Annotated in this window: 27 protein-coding genes; 9 read left to right on the top strand and 18 right to left on the bottom strand. The window is 68.0% G+C overall.

The annotated features are described in order from the left end of the window. Positions 1-158: 158 nt before the first annotated feature. The 4 genes from ACT6S0_RS05975 to modB form a co-directional block, all read right to left on the bottom strand. Positions 159-956, bottom strand: a complete 798-nt coding sequence (locus ACT6S0_RS05975; protein ID WP_444762973.1) for a TOBE domain-containing protein — start codon at positions 954-956, stop codon at positions 159-161. Positions 957-1,104: 148 nt separating this feature from the next. Further along, entirely contained in the window at positions 1,105-1,818 is a 714-nt protein-coding gene (locus ACT6S0_RS05970) for an ABC transporter ATP-binding protein (protein WP_444762972.1), read from the bottom strand. Beyond that, positions 1,815-2,549, bottom strand: a complete 735-nt coding sequence (modA, locus tag ACT6S0_RS05965; protein ID WP_444762971.1) for a molybdate ABC transporter substrate-binding protein — start codon at positions 2,547-2,549, stop codon at positions 1,815-1,817. Before modA ends, ACT6S0_RS05970 begins: the two co-directional genes overlap by 4 nt. After that, complete coding sequence (gene modB, locus ACT6S0_RS05960) at positions 2,546-3,229, bottom strand: molybdate ABC transporter permease subunit (RefSeq protein ID WP_444762970.1); 684 nt, start codon at positions 3,227-3,229, stop codon at positions 2,546-2,548. Before modB ends, modA begins: the two co-directional genes overlap by 4 nt. A gap of 65 nt (positions 3,230-3,294) precedes the next feature. Between modB and ACT6S0_RS05955 the strand changes: the two genes are divergently transcribed. Then, positions 3,295-4,236 (top strand): VTT domain-containing protein, encoded by a 942-nt coding sequence (locus ACT6S0_RS05955; RefSeq protein ID WP_444762969.1) that lies wholly within the window; start codon positions 3,295-3,297, stop codon positions 4,234-4,236. 105 nt (positions 4,237-4,341) lie between these two features. Here ACT6S0_RS05955 and ACT6S0_RS05950 read toward each other — a convergent pair whose 3' ends face one another. Beyond that, complete coding sequence (locus ACT6S0_RS05950) at positions 4,342-4,977, bottom strand: response regulator (RefSeq protein WP_444762968.1); 636 nt, start codon at positions 4,975-4,977, stop codon at positions 4,342-4,344. Between the two features lie 195 nt (positions 4,978-5,172). Here ACT6S0_RS05950 and ACT6S0_RS05945 point away from each other — a divergent pair, with 195 nt between their 5' ends. From ACT6S0_RS05945 to ACT6S0_RS05935, 3 genes are all read left to right on the top strand, one after another. Further along, positions 5,173-5,415 carry a hypothetical protein gene (locus tag ACT6S0_RS05945; RefSeq protein ID WP_444762967.1) on the top strand — a complete coding sequence of 81 codons (243 nt, stop codon included), beginning with the start codon at positions 5,173-5,175 and terminating at the stop codon, positions 5,413-5,415. Positions 5,416-5,429: 14 nt separating this feature from the next. Continuing rightward, positions 5,430-5,876, top strand: a complete 447-nt coding sequence (locus tag ACT6S0_RS05940) for a BON domain-containing protein (RefSeq protein ID WP_444762966.1) — start codon at positions 5,430-5,432, stop codon at positions 5,874-5,876. An 80-nt stretch (positions 5,877-5,956) separates the two neighbouring features. Then, positions 5,957-6,343, top strand: a complete 387-nt coding sequence (locus ACT6S0_RS05935) for a response regulator transcription factor (RefSeq protein WP_444762965.1) — start codon at positions 5,957-5,959, stop codon at positions 6,341-6,343. 69 nt (positions 6,344-6,412) lie between these two features. Here the strand turns inward: ACT6S0_RS05935 and ACT6S0_RS05930 are convergent, their stop codons facing one another. Beyond that, positions 6,413-6,901 carry a hypothetical protein gene (locus ACT6S0_RS05930; protein ID WP_444762964.1) on the bottom strand — a complete coding sequence of 163 codons (489 nt, stop codon included), beginning with the start codon at positions 6,899-6,901 and terminating at the stop codon, positions 6,413-6,415. A gap of 227 nt (positions 6,902-7,128) precedes the next feature. Here ACT6S0_RS05930 and ACT6S0_RS05925 point away from each other — a divergent pair, with 227 nt between their 5' ends. Continuing rightward, positions 7,129-7,758 (top strand): BON domain-containing protein, encoded by a 630-nt coding sequence (locus tag ACT6S0_RS05925; protein WP_444762963.1) that lies wholly within the window; start codon positions 7,129-7,131, stop codon positions 7,756-7,758. A gap of 74 nt (positions 7,759-7,832) precedes the next feature. Here ACT6S0_RS05925 and ACT6S0_RS05920 read toward each other — a convergent pair whose 3' ends face one another. Next, the gene (locus ACT6S0_RS05920) at positions 7,833-8,378 is read right to left on the bottom strand and encodes a hypothetical protein (protein WP_444762962.1); all 546 of its coding nucleotides are present in this window, start codon (positions 8,376-8,378) and stop codon (positions 7,833-7,835) included. 146 nt (positions 8,379-8,524) lie between these two features. Further along, positions 8,525-9,781 (bottom strand): putative Na+/H+ antiporter, encoded by a 1,257-nt coding sequence (locus ACT6S0_RS05915; RefSeq protein ID WP_444762961.1) that lies wholly within the window; start codon positions 9,779-9,781, stop codon positions 8,525-8,527. A gap of 187 nt (positions 9,782-9,968) precedes the next feature. On the opposite strand from ACT6S0_RS05915, the gene ACT6S0_RS05910 reads away from it, so the two are divergent. The 3 genes from ACT6S0_RS05910 to ACT6S0_RS05900 all read left to right on the top strand — a co-directional run bounded on the left by ACT6S0_RS05910 (position 9,969) and on the right by ACT6S0_RS05900 (position 11,797). Continuing rightward, positions 9,969-10,343: a hypothetical protein gene (locus tag ACT6S0_RS05910; RefSeq protein WP_444762960.1), complete on the top strand. Its 375-nt coding sequence runs from the start codon at positions 9,969-9,971 to the stop codon at positions 10,341-10,343. Positions 10,344-10,466: 123 nt separating this feature from the next. Next, on the top strand, positions 10,467-11,159 hold the full coding sequence (locus tag ACT6S0_RS05905; protein ID WP_444762959.1) for a Bax inhibitor-1/YccA family protein: 693 nt from the start codon (positions 10,467-10,469) through the stop codon (positions 11,157-11,159). A 47-nt stretch (positions 11,160-11,206) separates the two neighbouring features. Then, complete coding sequence (locus ACT6S0_RS05900) at positions 11,207-11,797, top strand: exopolysaccharide biosynthesis protein (RefSeq protein WP_444762958.1); 591 nt, start codon at positions 11,207-11,209, stop codon at positions 11,795-11,797. A gap of 18 nt (positions 11,798-11,815) precedes the next feature. Here the strand turns inward: ACT6S0_RS05900 and ACT6S0_RS05895 are convergent, their stop codons facing one another. Continuing rightward, the gene (locus tag ACT6S0_RS05895) at positions 11,816-12,709 is read right to left on the bottom strand and encodes an ion transporter (RefSeq protein WP_444762957.1); all 894 of its coding nucleotides are present in this window, start codon (positions 12,707-12,709) and stop codon (positions 11,816-11,818) included. Between the two features lie 198 nt (positions 12,710-12,907). Here ACT6S0_RS05895 and ACT6S0_RS05890 point away from each other — a divergent pair, with 198 nt between their 5' ends. Continuing rightward, the gene (locus ACT6S0_RS05890; RefSeq protein WP_444762956.1) at positions 12,908-13,111 is read left to right on the top strand and encodes a hypothetical protein; all 204 of its coding nucleotides are present in this window, start codon (positions 12,908-12,910) and stop codon (positions 13,109-13,111) included. Between the two features lie 25 nt (positions 13,112-13,136). Here ACT6S0_RS05890 and ACT6S0_RS05885 read toward each other — a convergent pair whose 3' ends face one another. The 9 genes from ACT6S0_RS05885 to ACT6S0_RS05845 all read right to left on the bottom strand — a co-directional run. After that, positions 13,137-14,882: a diguanylate cyclase domain-containing protein gene (locus tag ACT6S0_RS05885; protein WP_444762955.1), complete on the bottom strand. Its 1,746-nt coding sequence runs from the start codon at positions 14,880-14,882 to the stop codon at positions 13,137-13,139. Positions 14,883-15,222: 340 nt separating this feature from the next. Continuing rightward, on the bottom strand, positions 15,223-15,723 hold the full coding sequence (locus ACT6S0_RS05880) for an AAA family ATPase (protein WP_444762954.1): 501 nt from the start codon (positions 15,721-15,723) through the stop codon (positions 15,223-15,225). A gap of 157 nt (positions 15,724-15,880) precedes the next feature. After that, entirely contained in the window at positions 15,881-16,291 is a 411-nt protein-coding gene (locus tag ACT6S0_RS05875; protein WP_444762953.1) for a hypothetical protein, read from the bottom strand. After that, positions 16,288-16,644, bottom strand: a complete 357-nt coding sequence (locus ACT6S0_RS05870; RefSeq protein WP_444762952.1) for a copper-binding protein — start codon at positions 16,642-16,644, stop codon at positions 16,288-16,290. The genes ACT6S0_RS05875 and ACT6S0_RS05870 overlap by 4 nt, the downstream gene beginning before the upstream one ends. Before the next feature lie 44 nt (positions 16,645-16,688). Next, the gene (locus ACT6S0_RS05865) at positions 16,689-17,180 is read right to left on the bottom strand and encodes a cupredoxin domain-containing protein (RefSeq protein ID WP_444762951.1); all 492 of its coding nucleotides are present in this window, start codon (positions 17,178-17,180) and stop codon (positions 16,689-16,691) included. Between the two features lie 34 nt (positions 17,181-17,214). Further along, a complete protein-coding gene (locus tag ACT6S0_RS05860; RefSeq protein ID WP_444762950.1) occupies positions 17,215-18,633 on the bottom strand; it encodes a multicopper oxidase family protein in 1,419 nt (472 codons plus the stop codon). A 20-nt stretch (positions 18,634-18,653) separates the two neighbouring features. After that, positions 18,654-20,057: a TolC family protein gene (locus tag ACT6S0_RS05855; RefSeq protein WP_444762949.1), complete on the bottom strand. Its 1,404-nt coding sequence runs from the start codon at positions 20,055-20,057 to the stop codon at positions 18,654-18,656. A 13-nt stretch (positions 20,058-20,070) separates the two neighbouring features. Continuing rightward, on the bottom strand, positions 20,071-20,442 hold the full coding sequence (locus ACT6S0_RS05850) for a hypothetical protein (protein ID WP_444762948.1): 372 nt from the start codon (positions 20,440-20,442) through the stop codon (positions 20,071-20,073). 130 nt (positions 20,443-20,572) lie between these two features. After that, positions 20,573-20,864 (bottom strand): hypothetical protein (locus ACT6S0_RS05845; RefSeq protein WP_444762947.1); only part of this gene is annotated, 292 nt, incomplete at its 5' end.

Raw genomic sequence — 20,864 nt, 5'->3', positions numbered from 1 at the left:
AGCGGCGCTCGCTGGCCAGTTCAGCGCGGTAGTCCGGCAAGGTCATCAACACCGATCCTCGGTCCTGCAGTTCGATCGAAATCGTGAAGTCGGGGCCAGTCTGTCGATCTAAAGCCCCGTCCTGCAAATTTGATTGGGTGTCGCCTGCAGCGGTGGATTCACGCCCGCACCGCCAGCATCACCGCATAGGCCTTGAAGGTCGCCGTGGCTGCTTGGCCCACGGCCAGTGCCAGCCCGTCGACCGCATCGTTGGTGACGCTGGCCGTCACGACCACGCCGCCCGGCAGGGTCAACCCCACCAGCGACGACACCGCGCCACGCTCCACGCGTGACACCGTGCCGGCCAGCTGGTTGCGCGCCGACAGGCGATAGCCGCCGAAGTCCGTCACCAGCACGACCTCGCTGGACTTGACGAGCGCCAGCGCCTCCTGGCCTTGTCTGACCTTCAGTTCCTGCGCAGCCTCGGTGGTCAGCGAGGCAGTGACCGAATGCCCGTCGTCCAGCGCGACACGCACCGTCGTCGTCGATGGGCCGGCGTTCACGTTCGCAATGCGGCCGAGGAACTGGTTGCGGGCGGTGGTCTTCATGCTCATCCTTTTCAGCAGCGCGTCGAGCGCCGGTTGCGTGGCCAGCCAGGCGGCCTGTTCGTGCAGGAAGGCGGCGTGGCGGGCCTGCAGCTCGCGCCAGGCCAGCAGCAAGGCCTGACCCTGTGCCGTCAGCGTCGTGCCGCCGCCGCCTGTGCCGCCCGTGGCCTTGTCGACCAGCGGCGCGTGCGTCAACGCGGTCACTGCGTCCAGCACCAGCCAGGCGCCCTTGTAGCTGTAGCCGGCGGCCTTGGCCGCCTTCTGCAGCGAGCCGGTCAACGCCAGCGCGGCCAGCAGGTCGAAGAAGCGCCCGTCCAGCCGGCCGGCCAGGCGCAGCTCGCCCTGCAGCAGCGGGTGGTCGTTGGCCGTCATCTCACCTGTCCACGGCGCCATGCGCCACCCGCAGCGGATGGAACGGGTACAGAAATGCAACCACAGAGGCACAGAGACACAGAGATGAGAAGAAAAGATCTCTGTGCATTCCTCTGTGTCTCTGTGCCTCTGTGGTTGCCTTTTGATTTCATCTCAGCCGCTCCCGCAGGTCGTGGTCGACAGCGCGCAGGCATTCGGTGATGCGGCCGCCGTCGAACAGGTAGACCTCGTCGGCCAACGCGATGACGTCGTCCGCATCGTGGCTGACCATCATGGCCGGGATGCCCCACTGCGCGCGCACCCGCTTCAGCTCCGCGCGCAGCTCGCGCCGCAGCGCGCTGTGCAGCGCGGCGAAGGGCTCGTCCAGCAGCAGCACCTGCGGCTTGCAGGCCAAGGCCCGGGCCAGCGCCACGCGCTGTTGCTGGCCGCCGGACAGGGCCGCCGGCCGGCTGCCCGCCATGGCCGTCAGGCCAAAGGATTCGATCAGCTCGTCCACCCGCGCCGCGTCGTCGGCCTTGAGGCGCTGGCGCCAGCTTGTCAGACCGAAGGCGATGTTGTCGCGCACGCTGAGGTGGGGGAACAGGGCGTAGTGCTGGAACAGGTAGCCCACGCCGCGCACCTCTGCGGCCAAGTCGATGCCGGCAGCCGTGTCCAGCAGCGTGCGGCCGTTGAGCCTGACGTGTCCCGCACGCACCGGCAGCAGCCCGGCCATGGCTTGCAGCGTCAGCGACTTGCCGGCGCCCGAGGGGCCGTAGAGCGCGACAAAGGGCGCGTCGGTGGCGAAGGCGATGTCGAGGTCGAAGCGGCGCTGGGGTCGGGCTCCAGCGTCGCTGACGGACAAACTGAGCGCAATGTCGATCAAGGTTTGCCGAAGCCGTAGTTGGCGAGGATGGCTTGCGCCTGCACACCGTCGAGAAATTTAACGAAGTCGCGTGCCAGCGCCGCCTGCTTGCTGTCCGCCACCACGGCGGCCGGGTAGGTGGCGGGTGCATGGCCGCCGACGGTCGTCGCGATGCTGACCTTGCCCTTCGCCAGGTCGGCGTCGGTGCGGTAGACGAAGCCGGCCTCGACCTCGCCGCGCGACACATAGTCCAGCACCTGGCGCACGTTGTCGGCAAAGACGAACTTGGGCTGCAGCGGCGCCCAGAGTTGGGCCGCTTGCAGCGCCTGCTGGGTGTAACGGCCCACCGGCACGGACGCGACCTTGCCGATGGCGATGCGTTTCACCCCCGGTCGCGCGAGGTCGCGAACGGACTTGACGGCGCCACCGGGCGGCGTGACCAGCACCAGCGTGTTGCTCGCAAAGTCGCGTCGCGTGTCGGCGTGGATGAGCTTTTGCGCGGCTGCGCGATCCATCGTGCCGGGGTCGGCGCTGGCGAACACATCGACCGGCGCGCCGTGGGCGATCTGCTGCAGCAACTGGCCCGACGCGGCGAAGTTCAAGCGCAGCGTCACGCCCGGCCTTGTCGCCTCGAAGCGCTGGGCTATCTGCTTGAAGGCATCGGTCAGGCTCGCCGCTGCCGACACCGTCAGTGGTTGAGCCGACGCCAGCCAGGGCAGGCCAGCCAGCAGGAGGAGTAGCAGGCGCTTCATGACGGCGAGCGTTGCAGGAAACGGTTGGACAGCACCAGGATGGCGACCGACACCGCCGAGACGATCAGCGCAAGCATCAGCGCCACGTCGTCGCGCCCTGCCTGCACGGCGTCATAGATGGCCATGGACGCGGTCTGCGTCTGCCCGGGAATCGAGCCGGCCACCATCAGCGATGCGCCGAACTCCCCCATCGCCCGGGCGAAGGCCAGCAGCGTGCCGGCCAGGATGCCGGGCCAGGCCAGTGGCAGCGTGACGCGCACGAAGGTGCTCCAGCGCGACTGGCGCAGCGTGCGCGCGGCCGCCTCCAGGTTGCGGTCCACCTGTGAGAAGGCGCTGCTGGCGCCCTTGAGCACCAGCGGCAGCGCCACCAGCGTGGAGGCGATCACGGCGCCATGCCAGCTGAAGATGACGGTGTAGTCAAAGTGCTCGCGCAGCCAGGCTCCCAGCGCACTGCGCCGCCCCATCAGCACCAGGATGCCGTAGCCCAGCACGGTCGGCGGCAGCACCAGCGGCAGCATGCAGATGGCCTCCAGCACCCCGCGCCCGGGCAGTTTGGTGCGGGCGAACACCCAGCCCAGCGCCACGCCCAGCAGCAGCGCCAGCGCCGTCGCCACGCCGGCCACGCGCAGCGTCAAGGCCAGCGGCGCGGCGTCGAACTGGGTCCAGAGATCGGCTGGCATGGTTCGTAATGTAATGGACTACATCACGGAATGCCGAGGCCGGCCGGGGCATGGCTGATGGCTCTATGCTGGCGCGCACCCGCTTGGAACTGCTGACCGAACTCTTCTCCCGCCACGGTCTGGCCGCCGTGGCCGTGGCCGTGCTGCTGCATCAGCTCGGCGCGCCGCTGCCGTCCACGCCGCTGCTGTTGCTGCTGGGCGCCGAGTCGGCGTCGCGCGACGGGCTGGCGCTGCGCGCCTTCGCCGCCATCACGGGGGCCGCAGTCGTGGCCAACACGATGTGGTTCTGGGCCGGGCGGCGGCTCGGGCGGCGCGTGCTGACGGCGTTGTGCCGTATCTCCATCTCGCCCGACAGCTGTGTACGACAGAATGAGATCAGCTTTGCCCGCCGAGGCGCTCTGACATTGCTCATCGCCAAGTTCGTGCCGGGGCTGTCGATGCTGGCGCCGCCGCTCGCCGGCGCGCTAGGCATGACGGCGGGGCGCTTCCTGAGCTGGAACCTGCTCGGCTCGGCCCTCTGGGCCGCCGCGGGCCTGGCGGCTGGCCGCGTCTTCCATGCGCAAATCGATGCGCTGCTGCGCGAGCTGGGCCGGCTGGGCAGCGCGGCCATCGCGCTGGGCGTGGCGGTGGTTGCGGCCTATCTGGGCTGGCGGTTATGGCGGCGCGCCGTCGTGCGGCGTGAGCTGAACGGCCTCGAGCGCCTGGACCCGGCAGAAGTGGCGAGCTTGCAGCAGCAGGGCTGCCAGATCGTCTTCGTCGATGTACGCGGCGGGCCGCCCACCAGCCGCATCCCCGGGGCACGCCATCTCGACCTCGGCGCCCTGGGCGACGCGGCGCTCGTCGGTTGGCCGGCGGGTGCCGAGTTCGTCACCTACTGTGCCTGCCCCAACGATGTCTCCGCGGCTCGCGCGGCTCAGTGGCTGCAGCGCCAGGGCTACCCGGCACGTGTGCTGCGCGGCGGCATCGAGGCCTGGACGCGGGCGGGAAACGTGCTGGAAGCGGCGTAGCGCGGGCGACAGTTCAACGCGGGGTACGGCAGCGCGCCTTCCTGTCGATGGCACCGATGCTTGGCGGCCACTGAACGGCGACCCGGCAGGAAGAAGCTCGCGTCCCTATTGGATGAGCCCGTTCTTCAGCGCGTAGTAGGTCAGGTCGCTGTTGGTCTCCAGCTTGATCTTTTCCAGCACGCGGGTGCGGTAGGTGCTGACGGTCTTGACGCTGAGGAACATCGCCTTGGCCATGTCGCCCACGGTTTCGCCCTTGGCTAGGCGCAGGAAGACCTGCAGTTCGCGCTCCGACAGCGACTCGTGCAGCGGCCGGTCCGAAGCACCGCCGGCCACGCCGTCGGCCAGCAACTCGGCGACGGCCGGGCTGATGTAGCGGCGGCCGCGCGCCACGGTGCGGATCGCGTTGGCGATTTCCTCCGGGTCGCATTCCTTGTTCAGGTAGCCGCTGGCGCCCTGGCGCAGCAGCGTCGTGGCGTAGTGCGTCTCAGGAAAGCCGCTCAGGATCAGCACCGGCAAGTCGGGGAAGCGCGTCTTGATGGCGGACAGCGCGTCCACGCCGCTTTGGCCCGGCATGGAGATGTCCATCAGCAGCACGTCGACCTCGCCGCCGCGCGCCAGCTCCAGCGCGTCGCGCCCGTTGCCGGCCTCGCCGGTGACGCGGAGGTCGACGTTCTCGCTCAGGAACTGTCGCAGGCCCGAGCGGACGATGGCGTGGTCGTCAACGATGCCAATTCGAATCATGTTTCACTCTCCGCATCAATCGAGGGATGTGCGTAAGCGTAACGATGCCGTTTGCCGTATGCGATCAGCGGTGTCCTACACGAGTCATGTCGCGGCTTCTGTCCTACATCAGCTTGGGTTTACGGCCGGCACTCGTGGCGCTCGGCTTTTTGCACAGTTCGTTCCATGGCCCTGTTGGCCGATACGGAGTGAGTGATGAAAGCCCTGACCGCCAACCTGCCGCGTACCACGCCACCGCTTTGGGTGACGTTGATGATCGCGGCCGTGGTGGGTGCCGCCTTGATGGCGGCCTTCGTCAACACCCTGCACAAGAACGTTCGCCATGGCGAGGAATTGCGTCAGGCCCAACGTGGCAGCGCCCGGCACACCGTGGCCACGGCAGCGCGCAGCCAGGCGCCACAGCCAAGGGCGGTCGTGTCCCCGGTATTCCAACGATGAGCAAAGGAAGCATGATGAAACGCAACACAACTTTCCGCGCGCCGTTGATCGGCGCCCTGGCTCTGGCGGCCGCCCTGGCCGCTTGCAGCAAGCAAGAAGACGACCGCACCGCCGGCCAGAAGCTCGATGGCGCGATTGCCGAAGCCAAGCAGGCAGGCGCAGAAGCCAGGGTCGAGGCCGGCCAGGCGATGGACACGGCCGAGAACAAGCTCAAGGCCGCCACGGCCACCGCATCCGATGCCATGGCAGATGCAAGCATCGTTACCAAGGTCAATGCGGCGCTGATGGCCGATGACAAGCTCAAGGCGACCCAGATCGACGTGAAGGTTGACGCGGGCCGCGTCATCCTGAGCGGCACCGCTCCCGACGCCGACTCGCAGGCCCGCGCAACGACGCTGGCGGCGGCTGTGGACGGCGTCCGCTCGGTCGACAACCAGCTGACCGTCGCGCGCAATGGCTGACGGCCGATGCCTGCGGCCGGCTCAGCCGGCTTGCAGGCGGTTCAAACAACGTCAGGCGCTGGCCTGAGGCCGAGGCTTCCATGACTGCATTGCGTGCCTTCATCGTCGAGAACAGCCCCGTCATCCGGGAGAACCTGGCCGGCACGCTGGAGGAACTGGCCAACGTCGAAGTCATCGGGAGCGCTGGCGACGAAGAGTCGGCCGTGCATTGGATGAGCCGGCCGGGCGCCCGCAAGGCCGATGTGGTCATCGTCGATGTCTTCCTCAACTCCGGCAGCGGCCTGGGCGTGCTGCGTGCCGCCCAGCGTCTGGGCGTTGCGGCTCGCCGCATCGTGCTGACCAACTACGCCACCGACGAGGTGCGCCGGCGCTGCGCCGTCCTGGGCGCGGAGCGTGTGTTCGACAAGTGCCGCCAGCTGGAAGATCTGATCAGCTACTGCGCTGGCCTGTCAGCCAAGCCCGCCTGAACAAGTCGCTCTCAGGGTACGACCTCGGGCGGCCGTTTAAGCGCCCGGTCCGCGAACCCGCTCCGGCCATCACCAAGTCGCCGAGTAGCTCACCATCACACTGCGCGCCCGCGGGCGCAGTGTCAGCCGGCTTTGCGATGACAGCTGATACGTGAAGGCGCCGCGCAGGCCAGCCAGGCCTTCCTTCTTTGGCTTTTCAAACGCCATACGCGACGCCCAACCGCTGTCGCGCTCCCAGACGGGCGACTCCACACCACCGGTGAGGCGACGGGTGAAGTCGTAGCTGACGCCCGCCCACACCGCTTCGCGCACAGCGGCCTGCGGACCGAACTGCACCGGCGAGCGCAGCCGCTGCTCCACGCCCAACTGATAGCGCCAGCGCGACGGCTCGCGTTGGCGGCTCAGCCAACGCGGGTCGCGCCAGTGCAATTCAGGGTCGGCTGCGGCGACCGGGCCGGTGGATGGGCCAGCAGCGGCAGCGCCCGCCAGCGAACCATCGGCTCGGGCAGCTTGGGCGAGTGACAAACTGAGCAGCGCGAAAAGCAGGGGGAGCTTCATGGCAGCGACGCTTGAAGTGGGATGCACAAATGATCCGCGTGCGGCCGGGCCCGCGTTGTCGGCGGCTTGCGGAGCGTGCTATCGGACAAAGCGAAGCCCAGACGACATCCGAGCGCAGCAGCGCGTGGTCCTACAGCGGGCGGCTGTGGCGACTGATGGGCCGGGGCGCCAGCGCGGCGCAGACTTGGCCTGCGGGCTGGCCTAAGCCTGCCGATCAGGAGACCGTCATGAAATCTTCAACCCGCCCCGAGCCCGCCGATTGGCGCGACAACCTGCCACCCTACGGCCAGCCTGCCGTTCATCCTGTCGTCCAGCCCCCCGTGCCGGTGACGCAGCCGCGCCGACGCCGGTCCGGCGTGGGCGGTTGGCTGCTGGCCCTTGGGTTGGGCGCGGCCATCGCGGCGATCGCCGTGTCCAACATGCATGACCCTCGCAGCCTGGGCGCCCAGCTCGACGATGCCGTCTCCAGCGTGCGTGAGATGGGCAGCCAGGCCGGGCGCGCCGTTGCCGATTCGCAGAGCGCGGCCGTGGATGTGTCGCGCAATGCGCTCGATGGTGTCACCACGGCGGTCGACGACACCGCCATCAGCCTGAAGGTCAAGACTGCACTGGCCGCCGACCCGGCCCTGAGCGCGCCGCGTATCGACGTCACCACCACCCAGGGCATCGTGCGTCTGGAGGGCCCGGCCCCGGACCAGGTCGCCAAGGACCGCGCCACGGTGCTCGCTGGTGCACCGGAGGGTGTGCGCGGCGTCGACAACCGGCTGACATTGCCGCAGGCGCCGCAGGTCGTCGCCGTGGGCGGCAGTACCGCGCCTACGCTGCCGCCAACGTCGCCGGCCGCCAAGCCGCAATGAAAAAGCCGCCGGTTTGATGAACCGGCGGCGGGAGTTACGGCGCCCGCTGCAACCGCTGCAGCGGGCGCTTTGAATTACTGGAAGTAGCGTGCCTTGGCGCTGGCCTGGCAGCTGTCCTTGGCGTTGCCGGACAGCGAGTCGCAGCGCTCGTTGGCGACCTTGTAGTCGGCCTTGAGCTTGGCCTCCATCGCGTCGGCCTGTGCCTCGGCGACGGCCTTGTTCGCCTTCAGGTCGGCCTTGGCCTTGTCGTGGCTGGCCTTGGCCTGGGCGACACAGACGTCCTTGGCGTTGCCGGTCTTGTCATCGCACATTTCCTTGGCGAGCTCGTAGCGGGCTTCGTAGCGCGCTTCGAGGTAGTCGTTGCGGTCCTTGACCGTGCCCGTGTGTTGGTATTCGAGATTGGCCAGTGCCACCTTCTCATGGCCCTTGGCGCGCTCGACGCAGACATCCTTGGCGTTGCCAGACAGCGAGCCACAACGGTCGCGCTCGGTCTTGAACATCGCCTTCACCTCATCCTTGGCCTGCGAATAGACGGGCTGAGTGAGGTTGGCGGAGGCAACGCTGCTCAGGCCCATCAGGGCGATGGCGCAGAGCAGGCGGGTATGAGTTTGCGTTTTCATCGGGTTCTCCTTTTGCTTGGGGAGTGCCAGCCTGCGTCCTCTGACGGCGGCTGGCACACCAGGAAGCTTAGGAAGGCCCGCGTGCCCGCCCCGTCGGCCCCGCGGCTACCGCGGAGTCGGACAAGGCCGCGTGCCGGCAGGCGCCTTCAGAGCAGCAGCAGGGCCGCTGCCGCGATCAGCGTGGGCCCGAGCGCGCCCATCAGCAGGCCGCCAGCGCCGACGGATTCATCCTCGAAGCCGCGCTTGAGCAAGGCCACGCCCGCCGGATTGGGCGCGTTGGCGATCACCGTCAGGCCGCCACCCGCCACGGCGCCGGCCACCAGCATGTACTTGGCTTCATCGGAGATGTTGGCGATGAGGGAGCCCAGGTAGGTCAGCGCGGCGTTGTCGGTGATGGCCGTCAGTCCCAGCGCACCAAAAAACAAGGCGACGGGTTCGAGGCTGGAGACGATGGGCTGCAGCCACCAGCCCTGCAGCCCGCCGAGTACCACCAGCCCCGCCAGGAAGAAGGCCACCAGCAGGGCCTCCTTCAGGATGAGCGGGTTCTGATAGCGCTCGTACGCCTGCGTGAAGCCGAGGAACATCAGGAACAGGCCGAGGAAGGCGACCGGATGGTGGGCCAGCAGGACGACGCCGGCCAGCAACGCCAAGTGCACCAGCACCACCAACACGGGAACGGCAGCTTCCGCAGGCGCGACCGGGGCGGACGCCGAGCCCAGGTGCTTGCGCAGCACCACGGTGGCGATGGTCGCGTTGGTCACCACTGCCAGCGTCGACTTCCAGCCGAAGTGCATGAACATGAAGGCACTGTCCCACTGCCAGGTGGCCGCGACCATCAGTACCGGCGGCGCGGCATAGGAGGTGAGCGTGCCGCCGATGGAGATGTTGACGAACAGCACGCCCAGGGCGAAGTATTTCAGCCGCTCGGGCACCTGCGGCCTGAAAACCTGCGGCGCCAGCATCAGCGCGGCGATGGTCATGGCTGCGGGCTCGGTGATGAGCGAGCCCAGCAGCGGCACCGCCGCCAGGCCCAGCCAGGCGCTCGCCATCGGCGTGGGCAGCGGCAGCACGCGGGCGATGCCGTCCACCACCCAGATCACGGTGCGGAGCACGGGCCGGGACGCGGCCACGACCATCACGACGAAGACGAACAACGGTTCCGTGTAGTTGCGCGATTCTGCGTAGGCCAGGGCTTGACCGCCGCCCTGCAACAGGGCCATGGCCATGATCAGCACGATCGCCCAGAAGCCGAAAACCACCTCGACCTCCCCGAGGAGGTGGAACAGGCCTGAATGCTGCGGGAAACGGTGCGACAGACGTTCGAGCTGCTTGGCTGCGAACGTGTGCGTCAGGGCCAGCACAAAGATGACCAGGGCGGTGTACTGAACGACGTCTTCGGACATGGCGGGAATGCGCGTGTTTGCTCCGCGTGGCGGCCCGACCAGCGCTCATCAACCTACTGTTCCGGGGATCGGCTCAGCACCCGGCGCGCAGTGTAGCCATGGGTGGACCGTGCGATCTCAACACCTTGACCGCGGGGACAACGCCGCTGCCGCCGGCAATGGGCATCCCGATTGCTAAACTGGCACCGTGATCGCGCCTTCCCTGTCGACCTCTCGCTGCCTGTTGGTATTGCTCCTGCTGCTGGCCGTCGTCTTCGGTGTGAGCGGAGCAACCGCTGCTCAAGTGTTGGCCGGCCCCGGGACTTCCGTGCATGCCGCCGCAGGCGAATGCCATGCCGATGCGGTCGTCGGTGAGCGCGATGCTTCGGAGCCGGCGCCGCCGGGTATCTGGGACGCCGACCTGGCATCGACGGACAACGCAGCGGACCCCCAGGAATGCGCATTGCCCTTGGCGGATATGCGGCAAGCCTCGCCGGTGCCGTCCGATGCAGCCGGGCATGAGCGCGCTCCGGTGCCGAGCCTCATACTGAGCCGTCTCGACCGGCCACCCCGCCTCGGCTGATCCGCTGGGTTGCCGTCACCGGCAACCGCTTCTCGGTCGACCCGCGTCGACCTTGCGCGCGAGCGCACCGCCCGGCGGCCACCGTGCCCATTGCTTTCAACCCCTTTGCTTTCAGGAGCCATCATGAATCCTTCATTCCCCCACTCCCACCATTCGGCCGCGGTACTCCCGGCCGTCGAGCGCAACCGCGTGCTGCGCAATACCTACTGGCTGCTGGCGCTGTCCATGGTCCCCACCGTGGTCGGCGCCTGGGTCGGGCTGTCCACCGGCCTGGCGCAGGCCATGTCGCCGGGCATCGGGCTCATGGTCTTCCTTGTCGGCGCCTTCGGCTTCATGTTCGCCATCGAGAAGACCAAGAACTCGGCTGCCGGTGTGCCCGTGCTGCTGGCCTTCACCTTCTTCATGGGGCTGATGCTGTCGCGGCTGGTGGGCTCGGTGCTTGGCCTGGCCAACGGCGCGAGCCTGATCATGACCGCCTTCGCCGGCACGGCAGTCATCTTCCTGGGCATGGCGACGCTGAGTTCCGTCATCAAGCGTGACTTGTCGGCAATGGGCAAGTGGCTGTTCATCGGCGCCGTCATGCTGCTGGTCGCGGGCATCGCGAACTTCTTCCTGCAGAGCAGCGCCCTGATGATGACGCTGTGCGTGCTGGCGATCGGCATCTTCTCGGCCTTCATCCTGCATGACCTCAAGCGCGTCCAGGACGGTTACGAGACCAACTACATCAGCGCCACGCTGGGTGTCTATCTCAGCATCTACAACGTGTTCCAGTCGCTGCTGGCACTGCTCGGTCTGGCTGGCGGCCGGGACGAGTGAACGCTGAGACAGGCGGGAACAGTCCAGACTCAGGCGTTCAACCTCCCTTGTCAGCGGCGCTGGCGTCGCGCGCGGCCGAAACCGGTCGCGAGCGGGTCTCGCTGCAAGATCTGCTGAATTTGCTCGGCGACCGTGCCGTAGCGGCACTGCTGCTGATATTCGCTTTGCCGAACGTGATTCCCGTGCCGCCGGGCGCGTCGGCGATCCTCGGTCTGCCCATGCTGATGCTTGCTGCGCAACTGACGCTGGGCTCAAAGCCGTGGCTGCCCGCCTTCGTCGCCCAGCGCTCGCTGTCGCATGCGCAGTTCGTCGCCGTCGTGGCCAGGATCAGCCCCTGGTTGCAGCGCGCCGAGCGGCGGCTGCGGCCGCGGTGGCCGGCCTGGTCCGGACACAGTGCCGAGCGCCTGGTGGGCCTGGTCTGCCTGGTGCTGTCCGTGGTGGTCTTCCTGCCCATTCCGCTGGGCAACATGCTGCCCGCCTTCGCGGTCTGCGTGCTGTGTCTGGGTCTGATGGAGAGGGACGGCTTGTGGGTCGCCTTCGGCCTGCTGGTCGGCGCGGCGGCGCTGCTGCTGGTGGCAGGTGTCATCTACGCGATTGCGCGCACGGTGCTGTTCCTGATCGCCAACGCGTTCACCTGACGCCGTCCACCTTGCGCGTCAGCCGGCAGGCGGCTCGTCGTGCCGCCACGGCGGCAGCGGCGCGCCGCAGTCGCGGCAGAACTTGGCGCTGGGCCAGTGGCCTTCGCTCAGGCATTCATGGCAGGTTCGCGTGGTGGGCGCCCGGTTCATGCGTTGCGCGGTGAACTCGGCGCTGACGATGCCGGTCGGCACGGCCAGCGTCCCCCAGCCCAGCAGCATCATCAGCGAGGCGATGCCACGCCCGAGATCGGTGTTGGGGGTGATGTCGCCGAAGCCCACGGTGGTCATCGTCGTGATGGCCCAGTACACGCCCACCGGAATGCTGGTGTAGCCGTTTGCGGGGCCTTCCACCACGTACATCAGCGTGCCCATGATGGTGACCACCATCATCACGAAGACCATGAACACCAGGATCTTGCGCCTGGACGCTGCAAGCGCCTGGCCCAGCAGGCCGAATTCGGCCACGTAGGCGCCGAGCTTGAGGATGCGGAACAGCCGCAGCAGCCGCAGCACCCTGACGTCGATCAGCGCGTTCAGCCCCGGCACCAGGATCGCCATGTAGGTGGGCAGCAAGGCGACCAGATCGATGATGCCCAGCGCGCTGCCCGCATACCGCCTGGGGTGCCTGACGCAGGACAGGCGGGCGACGTACTCCAACGTGAACAGCAGGGTGAAGGCCCATTCCAGCGCGTCCAAGAGCTGGCTGTAGCGCGAGTGCACGGCGGCCATGCTGTCCAGCACGACCACGGTCACGCTGGCCAGGATCATCGCGATCAGGATCAGGTCGAACATGCGTCCGGCCCGCGTATCGGCCTCGAAGATCACCGTGTACATCTGCACGCGCCAGCCGTCGGCCGGGCCACCGTGCAGGGGCTCAGCGCGGCTGTGCTGCTTCGGTGGTGCGCTCGTCATGGCGCGATGCTATGTCATGGCCCGCGACATGAACTGCGCCCTCGGGTCAAGCTGATGGACGAGCCGGCCCGCCGCGCCGTCAACTGCAGGCGTGCGCCGCGACCTTTTGCACGCACCGGCCCGGAACCATCGCAGCGCGCCCACCGCGATTCGCCGGTGATGCCCATACTGGCGCGACCGCCGCTCACCTTGACTGCCGTGCCCAAACTCCGCCACCCCGCCTTGCAGAACTATCTGCTCGGCATCGCCAGCATCGTGATCGGCGCAGGCGTGACCAGCGCGACCGATTCCCTGCTGCCCATTGCGATGGGCGGTGCGGTCGCGGTGATGTGCACCTACTCGCTGGTACGCGCCATCTGCCGCGGGGAACTGCGCGCGACCAAGCGGCCGCCCGAGGCATAACGAGACGACTTGCCCGTCGGCGCGCCTAGGCGCTGGTCTTGGCCGGCTCGGCTCGGCGCATGCAATGCCGGCCGGCGCGCTTGCCGGCGTACATGGCGGCGTCTGCGCGCTTGAGCAGGTCATTGCCGCGCTGGCCGTCCTGGGGCGCCATGGCGTAGCCGATGGTCAGGCCTACCTTGCAGCGGTGACCCAGCACGACGAAGGGGTCGTCGAAGGCTGCCAGCAGCTTCTGGCCCAGCCCGGCGGCGGCGTCGTTGTCGGTCAGGTCGTCGGCCAGCACGACGAACTCGTCGCCACCCAGCCGCGCGACCACGTCGCTGTCACGCAGATGCTGCCGCAACCGCTGGCCCACGGCCACCAGCAAGGCATCGCCGACATCGTGGCCGTGCATGTCGTTCACCGGTTTGAATCCGTCCAGGTCGAGCAGGTAGATGGCCAGCGGCCGCTGTGGCGTGGCCTGCGGCAGGGCGCCGGCCAGCCGATCCTGCAGGCCGCGGCGATTGGGCAGGCCGGTCAGCGCGTCGGTCTGCGCCAATGCACGCAGGCCCTCGCTCTCCAGCCGTGCGCGGTCGGCGCTGCGGTGCATCGCCTGCACCCGCAAGCCCAGCACGCCCATCCATGCGGCCATCTCGATGATGATGCTGGCAGGGTAGCTGTACTGCGCCAGCACGGTGGGCTCGGTATAGCCCCGGATCAGCAACGACAAGGTCGCCGCACCGCCCAAGTAGAAGGTCCAGCCGAACAGCATGTAGGCGGCCACGCGTTCGCCGCGCAGCACTCTGATGAACGCCAGTGGCAGCACGGAGGCGGGCGTGCCGACGCCCAGCACCATCGCCAGTGTTTGGGCCGTGCCATAGGTCAGCACGCCCAGCAGGGCCAGCGCAATGGTCAGCAGAGCCAGCGCCGCCACGACCCGCATCATGTGGAACATCAGGCGTTGGCTGTCCCGCAGGACCAGCGCGCCGTTGATGAAGTGGGCCGCCGCAGCCACCGACAGCAGCACACCCAGGGGCGCCAGCTTGCGCGACAGCTCCGGCGCGTCCTGCCAGAGGTATTGCGGCCCCACGCCAAAGTAGGCCAGCAGGAACACCAGGTTGCCCACCAGCATGGCGGTGTACTGCAAGAACATCGGGTCGCGCAGGCTGACGTAGTGCGCCAGGCTGTAGATCAGCATGCACAGCGCCAGCCCGAGCAGGATGCCTTGAACCAGGTGTGTCGCGGACTCCGCTGCCAGAAAGCCCTGCGGCGTGCGCAGCGTGATGGGCAGCACCATTGAGCTTTGGGTGCGGACGCGGATCAGCAGTTCGCTGCGGCCGGGCTCCAGCGTCAGCAGCGCGGCCGGCGTCCGCGAGGGCAGGGGGCGGGCCGAGTAGACCAGTTCGTTGCCCATCAGCTGCTGCGAGACCACCTGCCCGTCGCGCACCAGATAGACCTCGACGCGGTTCAGCGACGGATAGTCGATCTCCAGCACGCGCTGCTGCGGGCCGCTGCCTGTCACGTCGAGCGGCACATGCAGCCAGAGCGCCGCAGCGTGCCGCCCCAGATTGCCGGGCGTGCCGGTGTGCGGGGAGAACTCGGCGCGGCGCGGCAGCACGTCGGCGACGCCCAGGCGGTGGCTGGGGTCGTCCAGCAAGGTCACAGCCGGCCACAGCGCGATGTCGCTGCTGTTGTCCACGCGCAATGCGGCCGGTGTTGCAGCGACCCAGGCCGGGCCGAGTTGCAGGATCAGGAGCAGGCACAGCAGGCGCATGAAGCGGTAGGCGAAGCGCATGCGGAGATTGTCGGCAGCGTGGCCTGGGCTTGCGGCGGCGGGGCGGGGCGGGGCGGGTGTGAAAAAAGTGTAGTTCATGCGCCGTGGCATCCGCGGCGGCGATGACGCCCCGCCTAACGCGGCAGACCCGGGAGTAGGCCGCCTTGAACACCTGCACGGCCTGCGATGCCGATGCCGATGCGGAGGGATTGCACCTCGCCCGCAAAACCAGCGGTGCGGGAACCCGAACCGCGCTGGCTGCAGGTCCGCGCCGCCCGGCTCACCGAGTGCGGCGCTGGCACGCTGCGGTGAAGGCCGTCAGGCCGCAAGCCATGTTGAGCCTGTCGCCCAGGCTGGCGGTTCACTCGTCCGTTGGTGGCCAGGCAAGCTCGAGGGCGTGTCGCAACCGCTTCGAGAGGGCGGGATCCACGCCCTGCAGCGCGTTCGAAGCAAGCACGACGATCCCGCTGTAGGCCTCGATTTTCTGCAGAAGATAGCCAAGCTCCACGTTGGCATAGCGATCATGGCTGTCCTTGATGTCGCTGCGTTTCCCGAACAACGCATCTGCCTCGTCGAAGAACAGTACGGCACCACTCGCCGCAGCCGCCGCGAAAAGGCGATCCAGGTTCTTCTCGGTCTCCCCGATGAACCGGCTCGCCACCTGGGCGAGGTCGACCTTCACCACGCTGCGATCCATCGTGCGGCCAAGCGCTTCAGCGACAGGCGTGCTGTCGGTGCCGGACGGAACCCTCAGGATGACCGTGCCCGTATGCGCCGCGACGAGGTTGCGCAGTTGCGCTGCGTGGTTGGCCGGCGAGGCGGGACGCTTCAAACGCGATACAACCCTGTTGATCCTGGGCATGGTGCCTCCCCCGGTATGGAGTGTGATTCTCGCCCCATCACCCGAATCTGCCGTGGTCGCGAGGTCGACGGTCACGCGGCCCGGCGCGACCGCGGCCTCGGGCAGGCCGCGCGCGGCCAACCGCTTCGGCCGGGTCTGGGGGGCTTGAATCAGGCGCTCAGCGCTCGATCTTCAATGCCAGGTCCAGCGACGCGCCAGATGCCGTCTTGTTGGACCACATCCAGCAATAGACCTGTTCGACCTGCACCTGGAGGGTCTGCGCCCCGTCCCTGGCCGCGCTGAGCTTGACGGGATAGACCGTCTCCTTGCCCAGGTGGTAGTGGATGTTGAAGTTCATCGGCGCACTGCCCTTGAAGGACCATGCGATCCGCTGACCTGGCTTGAGCTCGCCGCAGACCTCGACGAACTTGGCCGGCGCAACGTCTGCCTGGTGGACGAACTGACCCTGGGCGTCCCACTTAATGTCCACGATGTGGCTGGCGGCGATGGCGGCCCCGGTCGGTGCCAGCAGCGCTGCCAGCATGCCGGCGAGCGGCGCGACCCAGGCGGCCGGCGCGACGGCCCTCAAGGCAGCACCTTCAAGGCGGTGACGACGAACTTGCCGCCTTCGCTGACGGCGTTGAACTGGATGCGGGTACCGGGCTGGAGCTTGTCCAGCATCGCCTTGTCGCGCACCTGGAAGACCATGGTCATCGCCGGCATGTCCAGACTCTTGATGTCGGCGTGTTTGAGCGTGAGCCTGCCGGTGTCGCGGTCGACCTTGCGCACTTCGGCGTCGGTCATCTCGGCGCTGGCCGTGGGGGCGCTGGCCTGTGCGGGCGGCGCGCCCGAGCCGGCGGCCCAGGCTGCAGGGCTCAGCAGGGCGACGGTCAGCAGGGTGGCGGCAAACAGTCCGGGGCGATGTGTCGTGATGCGGTTCATGGCAGTTGCTTTCAATGAGTTTGATTCAAGGCGCGAAGCGGGTGTCATCGGGCGGCGACGCGTATCTTGCCGACCATGCCGGCCTGGTAGTGGCCGGCGATCAGGCAGGCAAAGTCGAACTCGCCGGCGCGGTTGAAGGTCCAGACGATCTCGCCCTTCTTGCCCGGGTCGACATGGGTCATGTAGGGCTCGTCGTGTTCCATGTTCGGGAACTTCAGCATCAGCGCGGCATGCTCGTCGAGTTCCTTCTTCGTGCCGATGACCAGTTCGTGCAGCATCTTGCCGTCGTTGTGCACGACAAGGCGGAGGGTCTCTCCCAGCTTCACCTCGATGCGGTCGGGCGTGAAGCGCATGTTGTCCGTCATCTTCAGCGTGACGGTGCGGGTGACCTTCTTGGCGTCGCCGGCAATGCCCCAGGCCTCCTGTTCCTTCTTCAGCGGCGCGGCAGTCTTGCCGTGCTTCTCGTCGCCGTGCGCCCACGCTGAGCCGCTGAGGGCGGCGAGCGAGAGCAAGGTGGCGGTGGCGATTCGTTTCATGGTTGTCCTCTTCTTCGGATCGATGAACTGAAAATCAGTGACCGCTGTGGCCACCGCTTGGCTTGCGGACCTTGACCTCGACGTCGGTCTTCGGGCGCTGGACTTGCGGCATCAGCCCCGGGCTTTCCGACTGGAAGCGGGCGGCGTCGGGCAGGCTGCCATTGAACTCATAGGCCACGGTGCCGGCGGGATGCTGGTACCAGCCGGGGTCGCTGTAGTCGCCCTTCTTCTGGCCCTTGCGTACCTTGACGACGCTGAACATGCCGCCCATGCCGACGGCGCCGAAAGGACCCTGGCCGGCCATCATGGGTGCGGTGTTGTCGGGCAAAGGCATGTCCATCTCGGTCATGTCCTTCATGCCGCGCTCGCCCATCACCATGTAGTCGGGCACCAGCTTGCGGATCTTGCTGGCCAGGCCGCTGTGGTCCACGCCGATCATGGTCGGCACGTCGTGGCCCATGGCGTTCATGGTGTGGTGGCTCTTGTGGCAGTGGAAGGCCCAGTCACCCTCTTCGTCGGCCAGGAAGTCGATCTGGCGCATCTGGCCCACCGCCACGTCGGTGGTGATCTCGGGCCAGCGCGCGCTGTTGGGCGTGGGGCCGCCATCGGTGCCGGTGATGAGGAACTCATGCCCGTGCAGATGGATGGGATGGTTGGTCATCGTCAGGTTGCCGATGCGGATGCGCACCTTGTCCTTGAAGCCGACGACGAGCGGGTCGATGCCCGGGAAGATGCGGCTGTTCCAGCTCCACAGGTTGAAGTCCAGCATCGTCATGATCTTGGGCGTGGCCGCGCCGGGATCGATGTCGTAGGCGTTGAGCAGGAAGCAGAAGTCGCGGTCCACCTCGTCGATGAGCGGGTGCTTGGTCTTCGGATGCGTGACCCAGAAGCCCATCATGCCCATGGCCATCTGCACCATCTCGTCGGCATGTGGGTGGTACATGAAGGTGCCGGGCCGGCGTGCGACGAACTCGTAGACGTAGGTCTTGCCGGGTGGGATGCCCGGCTGGTTCAGGCCGGTGACACCGTCCATGCCGTTGGGCAGGCGCTGGCCGTGCCAGTGGATGCTCGTCAGCTCGCCGAGCTTGTTGGTGACGAAGATGCGCACCCGGTCGCCTTCGACCACCTCGATGGTCGGGCCCGGGCTTTGGCCGTTGTAGCCCCAGAGATGCGCCTTGAAGCCGGGCGCCATCTCGCGCGCCACGGGTTCGGCCACCAGGTGGAACTCCTTGACACCCTGGTTCATGCGCCAGGGCAGGGTCCAGCCGTTCAGCGTAACCACGGGGTTGTAGGGCCGGCCGGTGTTGGGCACCAGCGGCGGCATGGTGTCGGGCCTGGTCTGCAGCACCGGCTCGGGCAGGGCGGCCATGGCGACCTTGCTGACCGCGGCCATCGAAGCGGCGGCAGTGATCGCACCGGCACCGCCCAGCAGGGAGCGTCGATTGAAAGTCATGTGTGTTCCTTGGAAAAGCTTCAGTGGCCCGCACCGGCTTCGGCCCCGGCGGGCGCAGCGGCTGCGGCCGGCATGGACAGGGCGGCGCGGCCGATCAACGCCGCATCGAGATCGGCTTTAGCGAGCCAGAAATCGCGCAGGGCTTCGATGGATGCGTTGACGCTGCCGACCTGCGAGCGCGCATCGGCCAGCAGCTCGAACACGCCGATCAACATGCCGTTGTAGCGCAGCAGCTGCTCCTCGGAGATGCGCTTCTTCAGCGGCACGATCTCGTCGCGGTGATGGCGGGCGATGTCGTAGCTGGCGCGGTAGTTGCCGTAGGCCTCGCGCACTTCCGAGCGGGCATTGATGGCCGTCGCCGCCGCCTGGTGCAGGGCCTGCATGTAGAGCGCTTCAGCCTTGGCCGTGCGGGCGCCGCCCCAGTCGAACAGCGGCAGCTCCAGGCCGACCTCCCAGCCGGTCTGGCGTGGCGCCTCGTTGGAGGTGTTGCGCACCAGGCCCAGCTCGAACACGCTGATGAAACGCGTCACCTGGGTCAGGCGCAGGTTCTTGGCGGTCTGTTCGGCCGCCAGGCGGGCCGACTGCACATCCAGGCGCTGGGCCAGGGCCTGGCGCTCGATGTCGGGCTGGTCCTTGGGCGCGGCGGGCAGGTCGGGCAGGCGCTCGGGCAGCTGGAAGCCGAGCTGATCGCCCCAGAGCCCGAGCAAGCGGGTCAGGCGCTCACGCGCGGCGCGGTGGCGCTGCTCGGCATGGGCCAGGCCCAGCGCCGCATCGGCATAGAAGCCCTGCTCGCGCAGCCGCGTCAGGGCGTTGAAGTTGCCGGCCTGCTGCATCCTGCGCGCCAGTTCGGCACTCGCCTCCGCCGCGTCCTGCACCTGGCGCATATAGCGCAGGCTTTCCCCGGCCGCGACGGCCTGCACCCAGGCCTTGCGCGTGTCGGCGGCCAGGCTCAGCACATCCATCGCCACCTCACGCTGCACGCCCTGCAACCGGCGTTCCTCCAGCCGGCTGACCAGGGGCAGGGTCAGCAGCCGGGCGAGGTTGAGATGCAGCCCGCGCTCCAGCTCGATCTCGTCACCTTTTGTCAGGCGGCCGAAGCTGAAACCCGGATTGGGCAGGCGCGATGCCTGGCTGACTTCGGCCTCGGTAATACCGAGCTGCTGCAGCCGGGCCTGCAGGCCGCGGTTGTTCAGCAGCGCGATCTGCACGGCCGCGTCGGCGCTGATCGGCTGGCGCAGCAGTTCCGCCACCTTGGCATCCGTGCGGGCCAGGTCTGCGTCGGAGCGATCAGCCGCCACCGCATGAACCGTGTGAGCCTGGGTCAGTGATTGCACCTGGGTGAGCGCGGCACCCGGTTCGACGGAGGCGCAGCCTGCCAGCGCCGCGATGGCCAGCAGCGAAAGGGGGAGTCGGGATCGTTTCATCGGTCGACCTCCTTCAACGCGGCGCGTGGTGTTCATGTTGCTCGCTGCGCTGTGCTGCAGGACGCGCAGTGGCGGGCGTCGCGGGGCGATCATCCGTCTGCACCTTCTCGCGGGCGTAGGCGCGCCAGCCGCCCGCGCGGTTGGTCGCCTCGTTGGCCTGCTGCCAGGAGCCGGTCGGCGCCTCCTGTAACGGGCGGTAGCGGGCAAGTGCGCTTTCATGGCGAACGGCAGGCGCGCTGGCTTGCGCGTCGGTGGGGTCGGCCCTTCCAGCTGCCGTCTGCGCCTGGGCCGGCAGCAGGGCCGCGGCAAAGACCATGGCCAAGGCCGAGGCTGGCCAGGCCGAACGCGCGGCGGAAAGACCGTCGTTCAAGGGGGTGGGGAACATGATGTCCTCGTCCGAATAGGTGGATCGAAGAGTCCGCGGCAGCGGCTGCCGGTGCGGCAGACGTGCGGGGTCTCGTGGTCGAGTTTGAGCCGGTTTGCAGCGGGCGCTCAGGCACAGCCGCCGGGCTGGCTCAGGTCAGGCTTCTTGGGGGGCGGTCGATGCGGTCGATACGGCCGCCCACGACAAGGGAGCGGACCTGCTGCAAGACCGTGTCGGCGTTGACCACATCGGCCGCAAGGCCAGGCGTTTCGGCCTGGGGCGCCACGGCGCCGCAGCAAGGCGCGCACTGCACGCACTTTGTTCCGGATGGCTGCTCCGCCTTGCCGGAGCCGTGATCGGCCTTGGCCCACGTCTCACCCATCGTCGGCTGGTCGGCCTCGACGTGGTGATGATGGCCTGCCGAACTGCCCTCCGCAGGCTGA

Origin of the sequence: Roseateles sp. (assembly GCF_052436255.1) — a bacterium.
GTDB lineage: Bacteria > Pseudomonadota > Gammaproteobacteria > Burkholderiales > Burkholderiaceae_C > Pelomonas.
The sequence above is the reverse complement of the archived record's forward strand: the minus strand, read 5'-3'. Positions and strand labels throughout refer to the sequence as shown.